The organism is Streptomyces sp. NPDC006197, assembly GCF_040613865.1.
Lineage (GTDB): Bacteria > Actinomycetota > Actinomycetes > Streptomycetales > Streptomycetaceae > Streptomyces.
The window spans coordinates 26868-46600 of record NZ_JBEXSZ010000055.1; the positions used below are offsets into that span (position 1 = coordinate 26868).

General features: G+C 72.1%; 19 protein-coding genes and 2 pseudogenes. 10 read left to right on the plus strand and 11 right to left on the minus strand.

All coding sequences use genetic code 11. From position 1 onward, the window contains the following. The first annotated feature begins 39 nt into the window (after positions 1-39). Positions 40-210: a hypothetical protein gene (locus ABZ318_RS19010; protein WP_177181548.1), complete on the plus strand. Its 171-nt coding sequence runs from the start codon at positions 40-42 to the stop codon at positions 208-210. Positions 211-273: 63 nt separating this feature from the next. On the opposite strand, the gene ABZ318_RS19015 is transcribed toward ABZ318_RS19010, so the two are convergent. From ABZ318_RS19015 to ABZ318_RS19030, 4 genes are all read right to left on the minus strand, one after another. After that, positions 274-1716 (minus strand): SPFH domain-containing protein, encoded by a 1443-nt coding sequence (locus ABZ318_RS19015; RefSeq protein WP_356903614.1) that lies wholly within the window; start codon positions 1714-1716, stop codon positions 274-276. A gap of 82 nt (positions 1717-1798) precedes the next feature. Then, complete coding sequence (locus ABZ318_RS19020; protein ID WP_225802569.1) at positions 1799-2029, minus strand: hypothetical protein; 231 nt, start codon at positions 2027-2029, stop codon at positions 1799-1801. 14 nt (positions 2030-2043) lie between these two features. After that, positions 2044-2751 (minus strand): alpha/beta hydrolase, encoded by a 708-nt coding sequence (locus ABZ318_RS19025; RefSeq protein WP_356903615.1) that lies wholly within the window; start codon positions 2749-2751, stop codon positions 2044-2046. Between the two features lie 76 nt (positions 2752-2827). Further along, positions 2828-4144 (minus strand): MFS transporter, encoded by a 1317-nt coding sequence (locus tag ABZ318_RS19030; protein ID WP_356903616.1) that lies wholly within the window; start codon positions 4142-4144, stop codon positions 2828-2830. 155 nt (positions 4145-4299) lie between these two features. Between ABZ318_RS19030 and ABZ318_RS19035 the strand changes: the two genes are divergently transcribed. The 3 genes from ABZ318_RS19035 to ABZ318_RS19045 all read left to right on the plus strand — a co-directional run bounded on the left by ABZ318_RS19035 (position 4300) and on the right by ABZ318_RS19045 (position 7098). Continuing rightward, entirely contained in the window at positions 4300-5334 is a 1035-nt protein-coding gene (locus ABZ318_RS19035) for a LacI family DNA-binding transcriptional regulator (RefSeq protein WP_356903617.1), read from the plus strand. Between the two features lie 163 nt (positions 5335-5497). Continuing rightward, positions 5498-5767: a hypothetical protein gene (locus ABZ318_RS19040; protein ID WP_123456778.1), complete on the plus strand. Its 270-nt coding sequence runs from the start codon at positions 5498-5500 to the stop codon at positions 5765-5767. A 143-nt stretch (positions 5768-5910) separates the two neighbouring features. Next, a complete protein-coding gene (locus tag ABZ318_RS19045; RefSeq protein ID WP_356903618.1) occupies positions 5911-7098 on the plus strand; it encodes a thiolase family protein in 1188 nt (395 codons plus the stop codon). A gap of 70 nt (positions 7099-7168) precedes the next feature. Here the strand turns inward: ABZ318_RS19045 and trxA are convergent, their stop codons facing one another. After that, positions 7169-7534 (minus strand): thioredoxin, encoded by a 366-nt coding sequence (trxA, locus tag ABZ318_RS19050; RefSeq protein ID WP_356903619.1) that lies wholly within the window; start codon positions 7532-7534, stop codon positions 7169-7171. Positions 7535-7648: 114 nt separating this feature from the next. Here trxA and ABZ318_RS19055 point away from each other — a divergent pair, with 114 nt between their 5' ends. After that, a complete protein-coding gene (locus ABZ318_RS19055) occupies positions 7649-9091 on the plus strand; it encodes an NAD(P)/FAD-dependent oxidoreductase (RefSeq protein WP_356903620.1) in 1443 nt (480 codons plus the stop codon). Here ABZ318_RS19055 and ABZ318_RS19060 read toward each other — a convergent pair. Continuing rightward, the gene (locus ABZ318_RS19060) at positions 9079-9726 is read right to left on the minus strand and encodes a TetR/AcrR family transcriptional regulator (protein ID WP_356903630.1); all 648 of its coding nucleotides are present in this window, start codon (positions 9724-9726) and stop codon (positions 9079-9081) included. The two genes, ABZ318_RS19055 and ABZ318_RS19060, sit on opposite strands and share 13 nt — an antisense overlap. Positions 9727-9886: 160 nt before the next feature. On the opposite strand from ABZ318_RS19060, the gene ABZ318_RS19065 reads away from it, so the two are divergent. From ABZ318_RS19065 to ABZ318_RS19075, 3 genes are all read left to right on the plus strand, one after another. Beyond that, positions 9887-11290 (plus strand): cytosine permease, encoded by a 1404-nt coding sequence (locus ABZ318_RS19065; protein ID WP_356903621.1) that lies wholly within the window; start codon positions 9887-9889, stop codon positions 11288-11290. 49 nt (positions 11291-11339) lie between these two features. After that, the gene (locus tag ABZ318_RS19070; RefSeq protein ID WP_356903622.1) at positions 11340-13001 is read left to right on the plus strand and encodes an amidohydrolase; all 1662 of its coding nucleotides are present in this window, start codon (positions 11340-11342) and stop codon (positions 12999-13001) included. Between the two features lie 337 nt (positions 13002-13338). Next, positions 13339-13863, plus strand: a complete 525-nt coding sequence (locus ABZ318_RS19075) for a hypothetical protein (RefSeq protein ID WP_356903623.1) — start codon at positions 13339-13341, stop codon at positions 13861-13863. A 330-nt stretch (positions 13864-14193) separates the two neighbouring features. Here ABZ318_RS19075 and ABZ318_RS19080 read toward each other — a convergent pair whose 3' ends face one another. The 3 genes from ABZ318_RS19080 to ABZ318_RS19090 form a co-directional block, all read right to left on the minus strand. Next, entirely contained in the window at positions 14194-14847 is a 654-nt protein-coding gene (locus tag ABZ318_RS19080) for a DUF305 domain-containing protein (RefSeq protein ID WP_356903624.1), read from the minus strand. Positions 14848-14946: 99 nt separating this feature from the next. Continuing rightward, entirely contained in the window at positions 14947-15393 is a 447-nt protein-coding gene (locus ABZ318_RS19085) for a DUF6153 family protein (RefSeq protein ID WP_356903625.1), read from the minus strand. Positions 15394-15444: 51 nt separating this feature from the next. Continuing rightward, on the minus strand, positions 15445-15789 hold the full coding sequence (locus ABZ318_RS19090; protein WP_356903626.1) for a tetratricopeptide repeat protein: 345 nt from the start codon (positions 15787-15789) through the stop codon (positions 15445-15447). A 104-nt stretch (positions 15790-15893) separates the two neighbouring features. Here ABZ318_RS19090 and ABZ318_RS19095 point away from each other — a divergent pair, with 104 nt between their 5' ends. Further along, the gene (locus ABZ318_RS19095; RefSeq protein ID WP_356903627.1) at positions 15894-16859 is read left to right on the plus strand and encodes a pirin family protein; all 966 of its coding nucleotides are present in this window, start codon (positions 15894-15896) and stop codon (positions 16857-16859) included. Between the two features lie 422 nt (positions 16860-17281). On the opposite strand, the pseudogene ABZ318_RS19100 reads toward ABZ318_RS19095, so the two are convergent. After that, positions 17282-17432, minus strand: a pseudogene (locus ABZ318_RS19100) (transposase); the annotation flags it as partial. Between the two features lie 77 nt (positions 17433-17509). Continuing rightward, the gene (locus ABZ318_RS19105; RefSeq protein ID WP_356903628.1) at positions 17510-18958 is read right to left on the minus strand and encodes a hypothetical protein; all 1449 of its coding nucleotides are present in this window, start codon (positions 18956-18958) and stop codon (positions 17510-17512) included. A gap of 168 nt (positions 18959-19126) precedes the next feature. Here ABZ318_RS19105 and ABZ318_RS19110 point away from each other — a divergent pair. Further along, positions 19127-19733: pseudogene (locus ABZ318_RS19110) on the plus strand (IS5 family transposase); the annotation flags it as partial.

Consider the following 19733-nt stretch of genomic DNA (forward strand, 5'->3'; position numbering starts at 1 on the left):
GCGGACCACCGTCCGACACTCGTCACGGGAGGCACGATCGTGGGCAAGAAACAGACCCGGACGAACCGGGGAGCCCGTACCGGCGGCCATGAGCACCGCACCGAAGCGGCGGCGAAGGAGAAGAGCGCGCCGACCCCCACGAGAGCGGCACCGATGCCCCTCGTCGAGCACGCGTCCCACCGCAAGGAACGCAGGTTCGGCCACAACTGAGGTCGAGCGGACGGCATGAAGGGGCCCGGTGCCATGACGGCACCGGGCCCTTTCACACGCGGTTCACCGCCCGTCGACGACCGGGATCTCCACGCTCTTCACCGGGATCTCCACGCTCTTCTCCGTGCGCTGCGCCGGCGGCACCGACAGCTCCGCCCCGCCCAGCTTTTCCTGCGCGGCCGGGCTCATCGTGGCGAGGAGCTGCCGGGCCAGGCCGAGACCCGTCCCGCCCATGGTCAGCGCCTTGGCGAAGACGTCCGCCATGCCGTCGGCGCCGTTGAGCAGCACCATCTGGTCGACGTTCCCGAAGGCGGAGGCACCCGCGGAGACGATCTCCGGCCACTTCTCGGCCAGCTGCTGTGCGACCACCGCCTCCTGGTTCTCCGCGAGCGCCGCCGCCCGCGCCTTGATGGCCTCGGCCTCGGCCAGGCCCTTCGCACGCGTGGCCTCGGCGATCGCGAGGCCCTTGGCGTGCTGCGCCGCCGCCTCCGCCTCACCGGTGAGCCGGGTCGCCGTCGCCTTGGCCGCGCTCGCCAGCTCCGTCTCCTTCGCCTCGGCCTCGGCGGCCGAGATCCGGGCGTCACGCTCGGCCGCGGCCAGCGTCCGGGTCTCGTACGCCATCGCGTCGGCCGGCTTGCGGACCTCCGCCTGGAGCTGCTGCTCCTTGCGATGTCCCTCCAGCTCGGCGACCCGGGTCTCCTGGACGACGACCTCCTGGCGCGAGGCGGCGTCGGCGAGCGGGCCGGCCTGCCGGGCCCGGGCGGAGGCCTGGTCCCGCTCGGCCTGGTAGCCCGCCTGGAGGATCTCGCTGTCGCGGGTCGCCTCCGACATGCGCGCCGCGGCCTGCTGCTCGGCCTCGGTCGCCCGCCGGTTCGCCTCCGCCTGCGCGATCCGCGCGTCCCGCTGGACGGCGGCCGCGTGCGGGGCGGCCAGGTTCTTGATGTACCCGGTGGGGTCCTCGATCTCGTGGATCTGCAGCGAGTCGACGATCAGACCGAGCTTCTCCATCTCCGTGCCACAGGCCGAACGCGCCTGCCCGGTCAGCTTCTCCCGGTCACGGATCATGTCCTCCACGGTCAACCCGCCGACGATGGCACGGAGATGACCGGCGAAGACGATGTGCACCCGCTCGCTCATCAGCTTCTGCTGGTCGAGGAAGCGGCGCGCGGCGTTGGCGATCGACACGAAGTCGTCACCGACCTTGAAGATCACCACACCGCGGACCTTGAGCGGAATGCCCTGGTGGGTGACGCACTCGACGGACAGCTGCGTCTCGTTGAGGTCCAGCGAGAGCTTCCGCACCGCCTGGACGCCGGGGAGCACGAGGGTGCCGCGGCCGGTGACGATGCGGAACCCCATGCCCGCGCCGAGGCCCTCGTTCTTGTGGTTGGAACCGGAGATGATCAGCGCCTCGTTGGGTTCCGCGACGCGCCACATCATTTTGAACACACCGATCAGAACGGCGAGCGCGCCGACGACGACGCCCGCCAGAATGCCGATGCCCATGGACAAGGTCCCCCTTCACCGGAGCCGAACGGATCCGGTGAAGGGAGTGTGCGCCCGTGACGGGCACGGCTCAACGGTTCGGTCAACTGTCGTACGCGGCTGTGACATAGACGGTGCGCGGAGGGAGATGTTCCATGACCATCACGACCGTGCCGACCTCGATCCGCTCCTTCGGCGAGGCGGGGTACGCGAGGAAGTGCTCGGCGCCGCCGCGGATCCGGACGATCACCTCGCCGACGAGGCCGGGGCCGACGGTGCCGGTCACACGGCCGAGCAGTCCCACCATCGAGCTGTCCATCGACGTGTCGTCCATGGCTGAACGGTACGTCAGATCCAGCCGTCCAGGGCGGACATGAACCCGTCGAAGTCGTCCCGGTGGATCGTGTGCCCCGCTCCCTTTACCGTACGGAGCTCGAATCCACGGGCCGCCAGCATCCGGGCGTGCTCCGGCCGGACCAGCGTGCTCGGATCGGCGAGGGTGACCAGGGAGGGCACCACGGGCCGGTCCGGCCACAGGTCGGCGCCCACGAACGCCGTGAGGCCGTGGGCGCTCCGCTCGTCCCAGTCCCGCACCGACGCCATCTCGACGTCGACGTCCTCGTCCGACCAGTGCGGGTTGAATCCCCTGATCTGCTCCCGGGACATCGACTTGCCCCGGACGAAGAGGTCGGCCCGGTAGCCGCAGGGACCGGCCGCCAGGTGCCAGGCCGGGTCGGAGTACACCGCCCGGGCCGGCGCCAGGCGCTCCACCGCCCGGGCCAGGACGAGCCCGCCGAGCGAGTGGCCGATCGCCAGCTCCGCGCCGGCCGGGAGGGACTCCACGAGGTCGTCGGCGTGGTCCTCCGGCCGGTACGCCTCCGGCCCCGCGGCCCGTTCGCTCGCCCCGTGCCCCCGCAGGTCCACGGCGACCACCCGGTAGCCGCGCTCGGCGAGCGCCGGTCCGACCCGGCGCCAGGTGCGGTGGTCGGCCATGATGCCGTGGACGAGCAGGGCCGTCCGGTCGCCGGACCCCCACGTGGTCGTGTGCAGGCGCACGGTGCCGCCTCTCCTGCGGTGTTCGGCGTGCGCCGATGGGGCGGCGCACGCCGCGGACGGTGCGCGGCCGACGGGGTCAGCGCACGCTGCGGATGGGGCGCACGGCCAGCGCGCCGAGTACCGACAGTACGGCCGCGACCAGGAAGAGCGCCGTGTATCCGCCACTCAGGGACACGACGAGCGAGGCCACGAAGGGGGCGACGATCTGCGGACCGGCGTTGGCGACGTTGAGGACGCCCATGTCCCGTGCCGCGTCCTCGGCCTTGGGCAGGACCATGGTCACCAGGGCGGTGTCGACGGCCATGTAGCAGCCGAAGCCCAGCCCGTTGACGACGGAGAAGGCCAGCATCGCGGTCCAGCTCGTCGAGAGGGCCGGGATGAGCAGCGCGAGGGCGGCGAGCGCCGCGGAGGCGCCCACGAAGAGCTTGCGGCGGTCGAACCGGTCCGAGAGCCAGCCGCCGAGGACGGTGGAGACGACCATGGCGACCGAGTTGACCGGCATGAGGATCGCCACGGCCTCCTCGGCACTCAGCCCGGCGGGCAGGTCGACGTGGTCCTTGAGGATGTACAGCTGGAAGCCGGCCACGGCGAAGTAGCCGAGGACGAGCAGGGCGCGGCCGATGAAGGCCCAGCGGAAGTCGTGGTCCTTCAGGGCGCTGCCGAAGGCCGCGATCTGCTCCTTGACCGGCATCGGGGCCTTGGGAGGCATGCGCTCCTCGCGGGCGCAGGCGGTGAACAGCACGGCGGTGGCGGCGACGATCGCGCCGAAGACGAGGTAGCCGGTGCGGTAGTGCTCGGAGAAGGCCGCGCCGACGAGGGCGCCGATCGTGGAGCCGACGGGAAGGCCGAGACCGACGGCGGCCGAGGCCTTGCCCCGCGCGGCCAGGGGCACCCGGTCGGGGACGACGGAGGTGAGGGCCGCCTGGTAGATGTTCATGACGGCCTGGCCCAGACACCAGGCGATGGTGACCAGCAGGATCGTGTGGACGCTGCCGAGGAGCAGCATCACCGGGAGGGCGAGCAGGCCGCCGGCGAGGATCCAGGGGTTGCGGCGGCCCGAGCGGTCCGAGAGGGCACCCGCGACCGGGTTGAAGACGGTGGCGAAGATCGCGGATATGCCGGAGACGAGGCCGAAGTTCGCCACCTTGTCCGCGGGGTCGATGGCCTCGATCTGGAGCGCGAGCAGCATGCCGGGGACGCCGATGTACAGGGCGTACATCGCGGTGTTGCCGGTGAGCAGCAGGGGCAGCAGGCCGCGCGTCGGCCGGGGGGCCGTGAGGCCGTCGGGGACGCCCGTGCCGGCGGTCGGGTCGGTGGCGGGTCGGGCGGCGCCGGTGTCCGCGGAGTGGGTGGCGCCCGTGTCGGGGCCGGTCCCGGGGGAGGAAAGGGCCACTGTGCCCTCCTGAGGAGATCGCCCGATGCGGGGGCGAGAAGCGGATGGAAGGGTAGGGTTACACGTGTCAGTGACACGTGTGGGCACTGTGTAGCACCCAAATCCGGCCATCCGCCAGACCCTGCGCCGGATCGTTCTGGAAAGATGCCGGATCGATGAGCCAGCCAACCGAACACTCCCCCGAACGCCCCTCCGGGCGAGCGGTCCCCACCAGCGCCGATGTCGCGCGCCTCGCGGGCGTCTCCCGGGCCACCGTCTCGTACGTCCTGAACAACACCTCGGCCGTCCGCATCAGCGAGCCCACCCGGCAGCGGGTGCGCGAGGCGGCCGAGGAGCTGGGCTACGTGCCGCACGCCGCCGCCCGCAGCCTGCGCGCGGGTCACAGCCGCATGGTGCTGATCCCGAGCTCCCACGTCCCCGTCGGGCCGCTCTACAGCCAGTTCTTCCACGACTTCCAGTGGGCCCTGCGCCGCCTCGACTACACGGTCGTGCAGTACGGCAGCGTCGGCCTGGAGGGCGAGGAGGCCGCCCGCGCCTGGGCCGAGCTGCGGCCGGTGGCCGTGGTCTCCCTCGGCGAGGTCGAGCTCACCGGGCAGGGCGTCGAGGTCCTCAAGCGGTCCGGGGCCCGGGCCGTGATCACCCTCGGCACCCAGCGCGTGGAGGGCACCCACGCCCTCGTCCTGGAGCAGGGGCGGGTCGGCGAGGTGGCCACCGAGCACCTCCTGGAGACAGGCCGACGCCGGATCGGCGTCGTCGTGCCCGAGGAGCCGGGCCTCGCGATGTTCTCCGGACCCCGCCTCGACGGCGCGCGCCGTGCCGCCGAGGGCGCCGGCGCCACCGTCGTACCCCTGCCGCTGCGGTACGAGGAGGAGTCGGCGGCCGAGCTCGCCGCACGGTGGCGCGGGCTCGGGCTCGACGGCGTCTTCGCGTACAACGACGAGTACGCCATGCTCCTGATGCGCGCGCTCCAGGACGCCGGGATCTCCGTACCGGGGGAGACCGCGGTGGTCGGCGCGGACGATCTGCTCCTCGGACGGCTGCTGCGGCCCCGGCTCAGCACCGTACGGATCGACATGGTGCTCGGCCGCGAGCTGGCGGAACTGGTCGACCGCGCCGTACGGGAACCGGACGCCCCGGCGGTCTCCCGCTCCCTGCTGGACTCACGGGTCGTGCGACGGGAGTCGAGCTGAGGCCCCTGGCGCCCGGGGGGAGGTGGCGTCGGGCGGGCATGAGCCGGCCCCTGGCGGTCGGCGGGGAGGGGACCGGGCCCCTTGGCGTCCGGGGGCGAGTCGAGCCGCCGCCCTCCAGGGGTGTCGTCCGGCGCGAGTCCGGCCCAGCGCTTAGCTTCGGTGCATGAGCACTGTTCCGAAGCGGTTCGAGATCCTTCTGGTGCCCGAGCACGTCGAGGACCGCGGCGGCGCCGCCGTCGCGGACAGCGCCGTCCGCTCGGCCGTCGTCGAGGCCACCGGACGGCACGGCGAGTCGGGCTATCCGATCTACGAGGGACACGGCATCCGGGCCGACATCGACCCCGAGACGCGCACGGTCGAGGCGCTGCTCGTCGACGGCAGCGAGCTCGACTACGGCCTCACGGCGCTGGTCCGCCCCGCCGCACGTGGCTGAGCCGTGACGTCCTCCCCGGTGTGACCCGAATCGGCCCGTTGACAGCGAGGCCCAACGGGCAGAGACTCTGCGCGCCCAAGGGGGCGAAGATTGCTTCACCAGGCGAACAGAGCCGTTCGCAGGTCACGTGGGAGAGAGAACCGATGAGCATCCGCGACGTCTACATCGTCGACGCCGTCCGCACCCCGATCGGGAAGTTCGGGGGCGCCCTCGCCTCCGTGCGCCCCGACGACCTCGCGGCCCATGTCGTCCGCGCGCTCGTCGACCGTTCGCCCGCGCTCGACCCCGCGCGCGTGGACGACGTCTACTTCGGCGACGCCAACGGCGCGGGCGAGGACAACCGCGACGTCGCCCGCATGGCCGTCCTCCTCGCCGGACTGCCCGTCACCGTCCCCGGCGTCACCGTCAACCGCCTCTGCGGCTCCGGCCTGGAGGCCGTCATACAGGCCGCCCGCGCCATCGCCCTCGGCGACGCCTCCGTGGCGATCGCGGGCGGCGTCGAGTCGATGTCCCGCGCCCCCTGGGTCCTGCAGAAGCCCGAGCGGGCCTTCCCCGCCGGCCACCAGCAGCTCCACTCCACGACCCTCGGCTGGCGCATGACGAACCCGAGGATGCCCGCCGAGTGGACGGTCGCGCTGGGCGAGGGCGCGGAGCTCGTCGCCGACAAGCACGGCATCACCCGCGAGCAGCAGGACGCCTTCGCCCTCGCCAGCCACCGCAAGGCGGCCGAGGCCTGGGCGAAGGGGCTGTACGACGACGAGGTCGTCCCCTACCCCGGGGCGGAGCTGACCCGCGACGAGTGCATCCGCGACAACACGTCCATGGAGGCCCTCGCCAAGCTGAAGCCCGCCTTCCGCCCCGAGGGCGGCACGGTCACGCCGGGCAACTCCTCGCCGCTCAACGACGGCGCGGCGGCGCTGCTCCTCGTCGACGAGGACGGGCTGCGCGAGACCGGCCGGGAACCCCTCGCCCGGATCCGCACCTCCGCGGTCACCGGGATCGAGCCCCAGCTCTTCGGCCTCGGCCCGGTCGCGGCGGTCCGCCGGGCCCTGGAGAAGGCCGGGCGCTCCTTCGCGGACCTGACGACCTTCGAGCTCAACGAGGCCTTCGCGGCCCAGTCGCTCGGCTGCCTTGCCGAATGGCCGGAACTCGACCCCGAGATCGTGAATCCTCGCGGCGGAGCGGTCGCGATCGGGCACCCGCTGGGTGCGTCCGGCGCCCGGCTGGCCGGCTCGGTGGCTCACCAGCTCGCCGCGGCCGGCTCCGGCACGGGCCTCGCGGCGCTCTGCATCGGCGTCGGCCAGGGCCTCGCGCTGGTCCTGGAGCGCTGACCGGCCCGCGGCCCGCGCACAGCACGCGAGAGGGGTACGGGAGAGCCTCCCGTACCCCTCTCGCTGTGGGTCACTTCTGCTGCGCGTCCGCGATGGACTTGCGGACCTCGTCCATGTCCAACTGCCGCGCCTGCCCGATGACGTCCTCGAGCGCGGTCTCCGGCAGCGCGCCGGGCTGCGCGAACACGGCCACGTTGTCGCGGACGATCATCAGGGTCGGGATCGAGCGGATCTCGAACGCGGCCGCCAGCTCCTGCTGCGCCTCGGTGTCCACCTTGGCGAAGACGAGGTCCTGGTGCCGCTCGGACGCCGCCTCGAAGACCGGGGCGAACTGACGGCAGGGACCGCACCACGAGGCCCAGAAATCGATGAGGACGAACTCGTTCCCGCTCACGATCTCGTCGAAGTTGTCCTTGGTGAGCGTTACGGTGCTCATGCTGCCTACCTTTCGGGGCTCCTGGCGGTGTCCTCACGGTCCCCTGGGGACTCGCCCGGCACAACGGCGTATCGAGCCGCGCTATTCCGTGCCTCCGGCACCAGACTGGGACCCATGACACGAACGGTGGAAGACGAGCACACCTACGACGTCGTGGTGATCGGCGCGGGTCCGGTCGGCGAGAACGTCGTCGATCGCGTGCGGGCCGGCGGCCTCACCGCGGCGATCGTCGAGAGCGAGCTGATCGGCGGCGAGTGCTCCTACTGGGCGTGCATGCCCAGCAAGGCGCTGCTCCGCCCCGCGATCGCCCGCTCCGACGCGCGCAAGGTCGCCGGTCTGCGCGAGTCGGTCTACGGCCCTCTGGACGCGATGGAGGTCCTCGCCCACCGGGACAGGGTCGTCGGGCACTGGAAGGACGAGGGCCAGCTGGACTGGCTGGACTCCGTGGGCGTCCGGGTCTTCCGGGGCCACGGGCGGCTCCTCGGACCGCGCCGGGTCGAGGTCGCGGGCCCCGAGGGCGAGCGTCACGTGCTCACCGCCCGGCACGCGGTCGCCGTCTGCACCGGCACCCGCGCCCTCCTGCCGGAGCTGCCGGGACTGCCCGGGGCGCATCCCTGGACCAGCCGGGAGGCGACCAGCTCCGACCGGGTGCCCGAGCGGCTCGTCGTGGTCGGCGGGGGAGTGGTGGGCGTGGAGATGGCCACCGCCTGGCAGGCCCTCGGGTCGAAGGTGACCCTGCTCGTACGGGGCGGGGGGCTGCTGCCGCGCATGGAGTCGTTCCTCGGCGAGCACGTGGCCGCCGCGCTCGGCACGCGCGGTGCGGACGTCCGTACGGGCGTGACGGTGAGCGCGGTGGTGCGCGACGGGGGCAGCGGACCGGTCACCGTGGTCCTGGAGGGCGGCGACCACGTGGAGGGCGACGAGGTGCTCTTCGCGACCGGCCGGAAGCCGCGCACCGAGGACATCGGCCTGGAGACGGTCGGACTGACGCCGGGCTCCTGGCTCGACGTCGACGACACCCTGCGGGTCACCGGGAGCGACTGGCTCTACGCCGTCGGCGACGTCAACCACCGTGCGCTCATGACCCATCAGGGCAAGTACCAGGCCCGCATCGCGGGTGCCGCGATCGCCGCCCGCGCGCGGGGCGACGCCTCCCTGGACACCGGGCGGTGGGGCGCGCACGCGGCCACCGCCGACCACGCGGCGGTGCCGCAGGTCGTGTTCAGCGACCCGGAGGCGGCCTCCGTCGGGCTCACCCTCGCCGAGGCGGAGCGCGCCGGGCACCGGGTCCGGGCCGTGGACCTCGACATGCGGTCCGTCGCCGGGGCCGGACTCTACGCCCAGGGGTACAAGGGGCACGCGCGCATGGTCGTCGACCTGGACCGGGAGGTGGTGCTCGGCGCCGCCTTCGTGGGGCCCGGCATCGGGGAGCTCCTCCACTCGGCGACCGTCGCCGTCACGGGCGAGGTGCCCATCGCCCGCCTGTGGCACGCCGTCCCCGCGTACCCGACGCTGAGCGAGGCGTGGCTGCGCCTCCTGGAGGCCTACCGGGGCTGACGCACCGTCACCGTCCCTTGCCCGCCTGAAGGGTACGGGGGGACCAGGGCGCGCGCCGCCGAGCGCGCGGCCTCGAGGGCGGGCCGGGGGTCCCGGCCCGGCTCCTGGCCGAGGACCACCCGGGTGCTCAACCCGTCGAGGAGGGCCAGGAGTTCGGAGGCGCGGGCGGCGGCGTCCAGCGGGGCGAAACGCCGCCGCGCCGCGCCCGCCGCGAGCAGGGCCTCCAGGTCCTCCTGCCAGCCCGTGTCCAGTTCGGCCTGCGCCTCGCGCAGTGCCGTGTTGCCGGGGGTGCGGGCCCAGAGCTCGATCCACAGGGTCCAGCGCGGATCGCGCGGGCCGCGCGGGAGGTAGAGCCGCAGGAAGAGGTCGAGCTTGCGCTCGGCCGTGATCCGCCGGGCGAGGAGCGCGCGCCGCTCCTCGGCGAGCGCGGCCTCGCTCCACCGGAGGGCGGCGAGCAGCAGCAGGTCCTTGCTGCCGAAGTAGTACAGGATGTGGCCGCCGCTGGTGCCGAGCCGCTCGGCGAGCGCCGACATGGTGAGGGAGGCGAGGCCGTCCTCGGCGATCGCCGCCATGGCCTCCTCCAGCATCCGCTCCTGGGTGACGTTCCCGTCCCGCCGTCGTGCCGCGCCTGCCACCGCCGCCGTCCCGTCCTGCCGTTCCACCACGTCCCGTGTCCGGGGTCGACCTTAACCGCAACCTCCGGAGGTCTTGACGTGGCCTGAACCCTCACGCATCTTGAATGCCGTTCTAAAACTTAGAACGGCATTCAAGATGTCATCAGGACAGGAGTGCGATGTGCTCGAACGCGAGACGGCGCCCGTGACCACGGGCCGGACAGCCACCGACGAGGTCTTCCAGGTCGAGGAACACGGGATCGACCCCATCCCCGACGCCGAACGCCACGGCGGGGCCAAGGACGTCTTCTGGCTCTGGTTCGGCTCGAACCTCACCTTCACCTACGTCATCAACGGCGCCCTCGCCGTCGCCTTCGGGCTCTCCTTCTGGCAGGCCACCGCCGTCGTCGTGCTCGGCGGCCTCTCCTTCCTCGCCATCGGCGCGGCCGGCCTCAGCGGCGTGCGCACCGGCACCGCCACCCTCGTCATCTCCCGCGCGGCCTTCGGCCGCCGCGGCAACTGGCCCGCCGGCCTGCTGAACTGGATCGTCAGCATCGGCTACACCATCGTCAACACCGTGGTCGGCACCCTCGCCCTCGAAGCCTTCTTCGCCGACCTCGGCTGGAACGGCGGACACACCGCCCGCGCCCTCGCGCTCGCCGTCACCCTCGCCCTGACCTTCGCCGTCGCCCTCTGGGGCCACGCCACCGTCCAGTTCGCCGAGCGCTGGATGGCGTACGTCCTCGCCGCCGGCTTCGCCGCCCTGCTCGTCCTCGTCCTGCCCGGCGCCGACACCTCCGCCCCCGCCGCCGCGCCCGGCGCCTCCGGCTGGAGCCTCGCCTTCGTCGTCATGCTCGCCGGCCCCTTCTCGTACCTCCCCATGCCCGCCGACTACACCCGCTACCTCCCCCGCACCACCAGCCTCAAGGCCGTCACCTGGAGCGGCGCCCTCGGCGGCTTCGTCTCCTCCGTCGCGCTCGGCGTCGCAGGGGTCGCCGCCGCGACCCAGGCCGACATGACCGACGCCGTCGCGGGCACCGAGAGCCTCCTCCCCGGCTGGTTCCAGCCCCTCTTCCTCGCCCTGGTGCTCGGCGGCTCCGTCACCAACTCGATCATCACGCTCTACTCGTCGAGCCTGAACCTCCAGGTCCTCGGCATCCCCTGGAGCCGGGCCCGCGCCATCGTCATCAGCGCGGCCGTCACCGCCGTCGGCTCCCTCGGCGCCCTCTTCCTCACCGACTTCACCACCTCCCTCCTCTCCTTCCTCTCCCTCCTGATCATCGTCTTCGCCCCCTGGGGCGGGGTCTTCCTCGCCGACATGGTGCTCCGCCGCTGCACCTACGACTCCGCCGCCCTGCACGCGGACACCGGCGGCGCCTACTGGTACCGCTCCGGCTGGCACCCGGCCGGGATGACCGCCCTCCTCGCCGGCCTCCTCTTCTCCGCGCTCACCTGCGACTCCGAGCTGTGGACCGGCCCCCTCGTCGCCCCGCTCGGCGGAGCCGACCTCACGCTCCTCGGCGCCGCCGTCTCCGCCCTGGTGTACGTGCTCCTCGCCCGCCGCACCGTGACCCCCGTCCAGTAACCGCCCCCTGCCCAGTAGCCGCCCTCCCGTACGACACGGAGCCCCACCCATGAACCGCACCGCCCCCGCCGACCTCGTCCTCACCGGGGCCCGCATCCACACCGTCGACCCGGCGCTCCCCGAGGCCCAGGCCCTCGCCGTCCGCGCCGGACGCGTCGTCTGGATCGGCGCCGCCGCCGAAGCGGCCGACTGGACGGGCCCCGACACCCGGATCCTCGACGCCGGCGGGCGACTCGTCCTGCCCGGCTTCGTCGACGCCCACAACCACGTCCGCCTCGGCTCCGACGACGCCTGCGTCCAGCTCGCCGGAGCCCGCACGCTCGACGAGATCCACCGGCGCATCCGCACCTGGCACGCCGCCCACCCGGACGCCGGGTGGATCGAGGCCGAGGCCTTCGACTACTCCGCGATCCCCGACGGACGGATGCCCACCGCCGCCGCCCTCGACCCGGCCACCGGTGACACCCCCGCCCTCGTCCTCAGCTACGACGTCCACACCGCCTGGCTCAACACCGCCGCCCTCCGCCGCCTCGGCGTCGACCGCGACCACACCGAGCTGCCCTTCGGACGGGCCGTCACCGACCCCGCCACCGGCGAACCCACGGGATTCGTCAAGGACTTCGCAGTCAAGGGTCTCTCCCGCGAAGGCCACCGCGCCCTGCGCGAGCTCGGCCTCCCCTGGGCCTCGCCCGACCGGCAGTACGGACGGCTCGCCAAGAGCCTGGACGACGCCATCGGCTACGGCATCACCACCGTCGTCGAACCGCAGAACTCCCTCGACGACCTCGCCCTCTTCGAGCGCGCCCGCGCCGAGGGCCGGCTCCGCTCCCGGATCGTCGCCGCGCTCTTCCATCCGCGCGGCACCACCGAAGCGGATCTGGACGACTTCGAGACGGCGGCCGACGAGTACGCCGACGACCGGCTGCGGGTCGGACCGCTCAAGCTGTACATCGACGACGTCGTCGAACCCCGCACCGCCGCCCTCCTGGAGCCGTACGCCGGCTGCTCCCACCACCGCGGCGACACCTTCTACCCGCCCGAGGAGTTCGCCGAGCTGCTCACCCGGCTCGACGCACGCGGCTTCCAGTGCTTCGTCCACGCCACCGGAGACCGGGGCATCCGCACCGTCCTCGACGCCGTCGAGCGGGCCCGCGCCGTCAACGGGCCGCGCGACGCCCGCCACCAGGTCGTCCACGTCGAGTGCCTCGACCCGGCCGACACCCCGCGCTTCGCCGAGCTCGGCGTCGTCGCCTGCATGCAGCCCCGGCACGCCGCCCCCGACATCGCCGGACCCGGCCAGGACTGGGCTGAGAACGTCGGCCCCGAGCGCTGGCACAAGGCCTGGCCGCTGCGCAGCCTGCACGCGGCCGGTGCGGTCCTCGCCCTCTCCAGCGACTGGAACGTCGCCGAGATGGACCCCATGGTCGGCATCCACGCGGCCGTCACCCGCCGGCCGCCCGGCGGCGGAGAGGCCTGGACGGCCGGCGAGACGATCGACGTCGCCACCGCCGTCGAGGGCTACACGATGGGCTCGGCCTACGCCAACTTCCTGGAGCACGAGCGCGGCTCGCTGACGGTGGGCAAGCTCGCCGACTTCGTCGTCCTCTCCCGCGACATCCTCCGCATCGCCCCCGAGGAGATCCCGGGCACGGTGGCGGAGACGGTCGTGGTGGGCGGAGAGGTGGTCGTGGACCGGAGGCAGGAGGTGTGACGGATCCGGGCTCGACGGTCGGCGACCGGGGGCGAGACGGGATCCGGCCCGGCGTGACGGATCCCGTTGTCCCGTCTCACTGAACCTTGAGCGATCTCGACGGACTTCGACCGGGCGCACCACGGGCCGGCCCCGTGGGGCCGGGAGTCGGGGCGAGTGGTTTCAGGCGCTCGCGGTGGGCCGGCATGCGGCCGGTGTCCGAGGCGCGTTCGGGATCGGCCCATGTCGGTTGGCACGTCGGGTCCTTGTGCCCGGTAGCAGGATGGCGCACTGTTGCCGCTGTGGGTGTCGGATGAGCGGGGCGTCCGGGACGGGGGCTCCGGAGGGGGAGGGACGTATGAACAGGCGTGATCTTGTGGCTTTAGTAGGTCGCCGGGCAGCGCTGCGGTACTTGCTGGCCGGGATCGCTGCTTCCGCCGTGTCAGGGTGCGGGAGCCCGGTGGAGAAGGCGATCACGGCGTACGCCAGGGGTTCCTGGAGGTTCACGACCAACACGGACATCGACGGGGTGCTGACCATCACCGGCGACGGGACGTGGTCGGAGACCCGGTTGGGTCTCTCGGGCCGGTGGGAGTACGACCCCTCTCGCCTCACGATCATCATGGACGGCGTCGACAGCGAGAACGCGGTTCACCACCCGTACCGCATCCCGTCGGTTCCTGAGCCGGCTGAGGATGCCCTTTCGCGGGAGTACTCCATGAACGGCGGCTGGTCGTCGAGCCTCGGCAACAAGGTGAAGGTACGCAGGGACAAGGACGCCGTGGTCCTGGAGTTCGAGGACTTCTCGGACGGGAGCGAGGGCTCTCCCGAGCACGTCGAGTCCCTGATCTTCACCCTTACCCGCCTGGAAGGCTCGTCCTGACCCCGGCATGAGCGGCGAGGCCGCCGCCGGTGAGACCGGCGACGCCCACGGGGTGCCGACGGCAACGTCGGCACCCTGCCGCCGACCGCCTTTCTCCAGCAACGCCCGCACCCGGCGCCTTCCTGGGACGATTCCGTGCCACCGCATCGCCCGACTGCGGCGCGACCGGTCAGGGTTCCGTGAGATCGGTCGAGGTTCCGGGAGGCGGGACACCCGCCCGGCGTGACGGATCCCGCCCCTCGGCCGGCGGCCGAAAGTACGGAAGGCGCGGGGCGCGACGGCGGGGGCGGCCCGTCCGAGGAGGGACGGGCCGCCCGGCGCCGGGCGGGGTCAGAGGCGGTCGAGGATCTTCCGCAGCTGGTCGACCTCGGCGGACTGGGTCCGCACGACGTCGTCGGCGAGCTTCCTGGCCGTGGCGTTGGCGCCGTCCTTCTGCTCGTCCTTCGCCATGGCGACGGCGCCGTCGTGGTGGGCGATCATCAGCTCCGCGAACTTCCGGTCGAAGGCCTTGCCCTTCGTGGCGGCCAGGTCCTTCATGTCCTGGTCGGACATCATCCCGGACATGCCGTGTCCGGAGCCGTGGCCGGCGGACTCCGGCTCGCCCCAGCCCTTCAGCCAGGCCTTCATCTTCCGGATCTCCGGGCCCTGGGCCTGCTCGATCGCGGCGACCAGCTTCTTGACCTCGGGGTCCTCGGCCCGGCCGTCGGCGAGCTCCGCCATCTCCAGGGCCTGCTCGTGGTGGGGGATCATCATCTGCGCGAACATGACGTCCGCGTCGTTGAAGTCCCCGGGAGCGGAGTCCGCGCCGGCGGCGGGAGCGGAGGCGGTGGCGGAAGGCGTGACGGAGGACGTGGCGGACGCACCGCCGTGGTCCGTCCCGCTCGTGCCGTCGCCGGTGCCGCAGGCGGTCAGGAGCAGTCCGGCTCCGGCGAGCGCCCCGACCAGGGCGAGCTTGCGGGTGGTGCGGTGCGTGAAGGCGCGCATGGGGATACCTCGTGTGCTGTGTGTACGTACAGGCGGAAAAGGGAACGACCGGCGGCGCGTGGGGGCAGCGTGGAGCGGCCCGGGCGCGTGGGGTTCGGTCTAGATCCGCAGGACGGACAGCTGGGCGAGGTCAGGGGGCCGTGGGGGAGGGGCGTGCGGCCCGATGGCGCGGACGAGCCGTGCGAGGGAGAGGGTGAGCCGGTCGGGGCGGCGTCCGAGCGCGGCCCGGACGAGTCCCGCGAGCAGCCAGGCGCCGAGGACGGCCACGCAGAGGGTGGTCATGTCCCTCCCCGTACCCGGTCCGTGCCGGGCGTCGGAGTCCCCTCCGGCGTGCGGTGCGCCGTCGTGCGACGCGGGGGCGTACGCGGGGGAGCCGTGGTGCGAGACGGACGCGGCATGCGTGCCTGTGTCCATGCCTCCGCCGGAGCCCTCGGGGTGGCCGACGGCGTGCATCAGGAAGACCCCGAGCGCGAGCACGACGACGAGCAGGAGGCGCCCGAGGGCACCTCCCGCTCGCTCACCGCGTTCCGCTCGGTGTGTACGCACAGCCAGGACCTCCTGGCGGCGAATATACCGTGTGGGGGTATCGGTCGCGCGTCAGGACAGGGTCTCGCCCGTCATGGCGGCGGCCATCCGCAGGTGCGGCGCGGCCTCGTCCGGGCGGCCCTGGCGCTCCAGGGTGCGCCCGAGCATCAGGTGGGCGTAGTGCTCGACCGGGTCGCGCTCCAGGACGGTGCGCAGCTCGGTCTCGGCGCGGGAGAGCTGCGCGGAGTGGTAGTAGGCCCGGGCGAGGAGGAGCCGCTGGGCCGTCTGCTCCGGGTGCTCGGCGACGAGGCCGCGCAGGATGCGGACGGCGGTTCCGTACTCCTTCGCGTCGAAGAACAGCTGCGCCCGTTCCCAGCGTTCCCCGGCCGTACCGAACTCGTAGTACGTGTCGCTCACTTGCGCTCCCTTTCCAGAGCTTCGGATCTGCCACCCTGGTAGGTGGTCGACCACGTCAACACCGCCGGTTAGTTGAACATTCCACCAAGGATGGGTTGAGCGCCATGAGCAATCTCGATCGTCAGGCCACTCTGTCCGTGTGCGGCGGTCGCGGCTTCGTCGTCGCCGAACCGGTGCGGGAGCTGCTCAGTCCCCGCCGCGTCCGGCTCGGCGAGTCGACCGAGGTCCGCAGACTGCTTCCGAACCTCGGCCGGCGCATGGTCGGCGCCTGGGCCTTCGTCGACCACTACGGCCCCGACGACATCGCCGACGAGCCCGGCATGCAGGTCCCCCCGCACCCGCACATGGGCCTGCAGACCGTCAGCTGGCTCCACGAGGGCGAGGTGCTCCACCGCGACTCCACCGGCAGCCTGCAGACCATCCGCCCCCGCGAACTGGGCCTCATGACCTCGGGCCGGGCGATCTCCCACTCGGAGGAGAGCCCCCGGCCGCACGCCCGCTTCCTGCACGGCGCACAGCTCTGGGTCGCCCTCCCCGACGCCCACCGGCACGTGGAGCCGCACTTCCAGCACCACGCCGACCTGCCCCGGATCGCCGCGCCCGGCCTCACCGCCACGGTGATCCTCGGCGCCCTCGACGGCGCCGCCTCGCCGGGCACCACGTACACCCCGCTCGTCGGCGCGGACCTCGCCCTCGAGGCGGGCGCCGAGACGAGCCTGCCCCTGGAGCCCGACTTCGAGTACGCGGTCCTCGGCATGTCCGGCGAGGCCCACGTCGACGGCGTCCCCGTCCTGCCCGGCTCCATGCTCTACCTCGGCTGCGGCCGCACGGAACTCCCCCTCCGCGCCGACTCCGACGCGGGCCTGATGCTCCTCGGCGGGGAACCCTTCGAGGAGGAGATCGTGATGTGGTGGAACTTCGTCGGCCGATCCGGTGACGAGATCGTACGGGCGCGAAACGATTGGGAGAAAGGCTCGCGGTTCGGCGAGGTGCATGGCTACGACGGCGCCCGGCTGACCGCCCCGGAACTGCCCGCCACCCCGCTGAAGCCGCGCGGACGAGTGCGCTGACCTGGGTAAACGTGTGACCTGGCGGGTCGGGTGCCTACTCGTGACCGCCATGCCAGGCCCCCCGATCCGCTGCCGGTCCTGTGGCCGAGGGGCGGGGTCCACTGGGCTCGCGGGGGAGCGTGTCGAGTCTCGTCTCAAGTCATGTGTGACAGGGTTCGATCGGATCGATGCTGACCTTTTGCCGACTTACCTGACTTGTAGTCAGGTAGTGAGTCTCGCTGCTGCCGTTGTAGATAGGGGGCGGAGTGGCGGGAAGCGCCGACTTCAGAGAGGCCGTGGCGTACGCGACGGCTTTGCTGAGGTGATGTGAGGGGCAAAGCAGTGCTCTCATAGTGGTGCTCCCGGTCACTACGGTCTGGCGGCCGATGCGAGACGTCCGGCACCGCTGAGGAATTTTCGTCCAGAGCCTGCCTGACAAATGATCATCCGACGGGTTCTCGCAGCCGCAAGATCAGAGCTGCTTTGACAATCCCAGCCCGGAGCGATTGCGAGCCTGTCGAACCTCGTTGCGATCGCACGGAACTGCTTGAGGCGGGCGAAGCGTCGTTCGACTACGTTGCGGGCGCGTTGGATGTTCAAGTCCAAGATCTGACTATTCGGCGTTGCCGCAGGTCAGGGGCATCATGTGCCCCCCGCAGGTCAGCAAACGGTCAGCATGCGTCCCGGACGTGTCCCCGCTTGCCGACCTGCGACCGACAGAGCGGCGCCTGAGCAGGTTCTTGGGCTGGAACGGATGGTGCGTACATGGCCCGACAGCTCGCCCGCGGCATGGGGTCCTTCTTCAAGGACTGCGGCTGCACGAAGCCCACCCGCTGCCCCCACCCGTACTCGATCCGCTTCCGTGACGCGCTGGGCAAGCAGCGCGAGGAGTCCGGATGCGGCACGCGGGACGAGGCGATCGAGCGACTGTCGATCGTGGACGGCACCGCTGCTCCGAAGGCGTGCTCCAGGGACGTGAGCCTGCATGCGGGCGTTGCAGAACGTGGTGCTGTAGGGACGGGCCGTCGTCCGCGGCGGTGACCAGTCACCTGCTCAGGGTTGTGGCCCTGCAGCTGACGCAGGCGAGGCCACTCGACCGGCCGTAACGGTGGATCGGCTCCGCGTAGAGCGTGCACGGCCCGATCTCCCATACCGGGCAGCCCAGTTCGTCTGCGATGACCGCGCGCTCGCGGGTGGACAGGCGGCGCATCTGCACCGGCCGGCTGGGGGGCTCGGTAGGGCTGATCGGGGGCGGTGTCGAAGGTGTGGGGGCCCGTAGCGGACATCAGGTCCCGCCGGGGTCGTGGGTCGCTGAAGTACCGGCGGTCCTGGTTGCCGTAGCGGCAGGAGCTGTCGAGTTCCTCTTCGGTGTAGGTGACCGGCTCGTCATCCGCCGGCAGGTCCTCCGGCTCGCCTTCGCCGTGGTCGGTGAGGTCGCGCCACCGCTGCACGTCTTCGGCAAGCGCCCAGAGGTAGGAGGCGCGCCTTGGGTCCTGGGTGTTGCGGACCCGCACGGCTACGTGTTCGCCGTCGGCACTGGTGACGACGAGTTCATCCAGAGCGGTGGCGCGTTCCTGCGGGACGCAGAGGGCGGGCAGGAACCAGCCGCTGTGGAACTTGCCGCAGTGGGAACCCGTTTCAGGGCAGGATCGCTCGCTGCTCGCGGTGCACTTCCAGATCTGGAGGTGCCGCACACCACCTCGGACGATCATCGCCAGGGGCGAGACGATGCGCTGCCAGGGCACGTCGTCGACCCTCGTCCATGGTGCGCGATCGATGATCTCCGACGACGCGTCGCCGGTCACCCAGAGGGGCGCTATGCCGTTCTCCCGGGCTCGCCCGGAGCGCCGCCGCACTCGGCTCGCACTGATGGGGGAGTACTGTGCCTCCCACCCCACCCGTCCGCCGGCACCCGACATCAGGACGTCGGTGACGATCCGGCCGTCCGACGACCGAGCCTCCACCTGGACGTCAAGTCCGTGACAGAAGGCGGAGCGGGCTATGCGCTCCTTCATGGCCTTGTGCTTGTCGCTTTCCTCGGGCGTCGCGGCGTGCGTCAGCGGTAAGTGTGCGGCCACCCACACGACACGGCCGGCGCGGCGCTGCCGACGCACGAACATCCACGGCGTCTTGTGTCCACGCAGCGGATCCCGTTGTCCTGGCACGGCCAAGGGCGTGTCTTCCTGAAGACATGGGGCTGTGGCCGCGCTGATCGGCCGGAACTTCCACTCCCGCAGACCACACCACGCCCTAGAGGGTGTCTTTCCGATCATCGGATCGTTGGTCTGATGGTGAGGGATGGGGAGATTTCTGACGCCGCATGGGCGGTGATCGCACCACTGCTGCCGCCCGTGGGCCGGGCTCGTGGCCGGTGGCGGGATCACCGTCAGGTCCTTGAGGGCATCGTGTTCAAGTTCCGTACCGGCTTGCCCTGGAGGGACCTGCCCGAGCGGTTCGGCCCGTGGCAGACCGTCCACGGGCGGTTCGCCCGCTGGGCCGCCGACGGCACTTTCGACCGTCTGCTGTCAGCGGCCCAGTCCCGGGCGGAGGTGGACTGGCTGGTCGCGATCGACTCCACGATCGTGCGGGCCCATCAGCACGCGGCCGCCAAAGGGGGCTCGAAGAACGCGGCCTCGGACGCTCGCGCGGTGGACTGACCAGCAAAATCCACCTCGCCTGCGACGGACAGGGCAGGCCGCTGGCCTTCCTGGTCACCGCGGGCAACCGCAACGACTGCACCCAGGCGAAGACCGTCATCGGCAAGATCCGCGTCCCGGGGCCAGGCCCTGGACGGCCCCGGACCCGGCCTGAGCACGTGGTCGCGGACAAGGGCTATTCGGCCCGCACCTTCCGGGCCTGTCTTCGCCGGCGCGGGATCAAGGCCACCATCCCCGA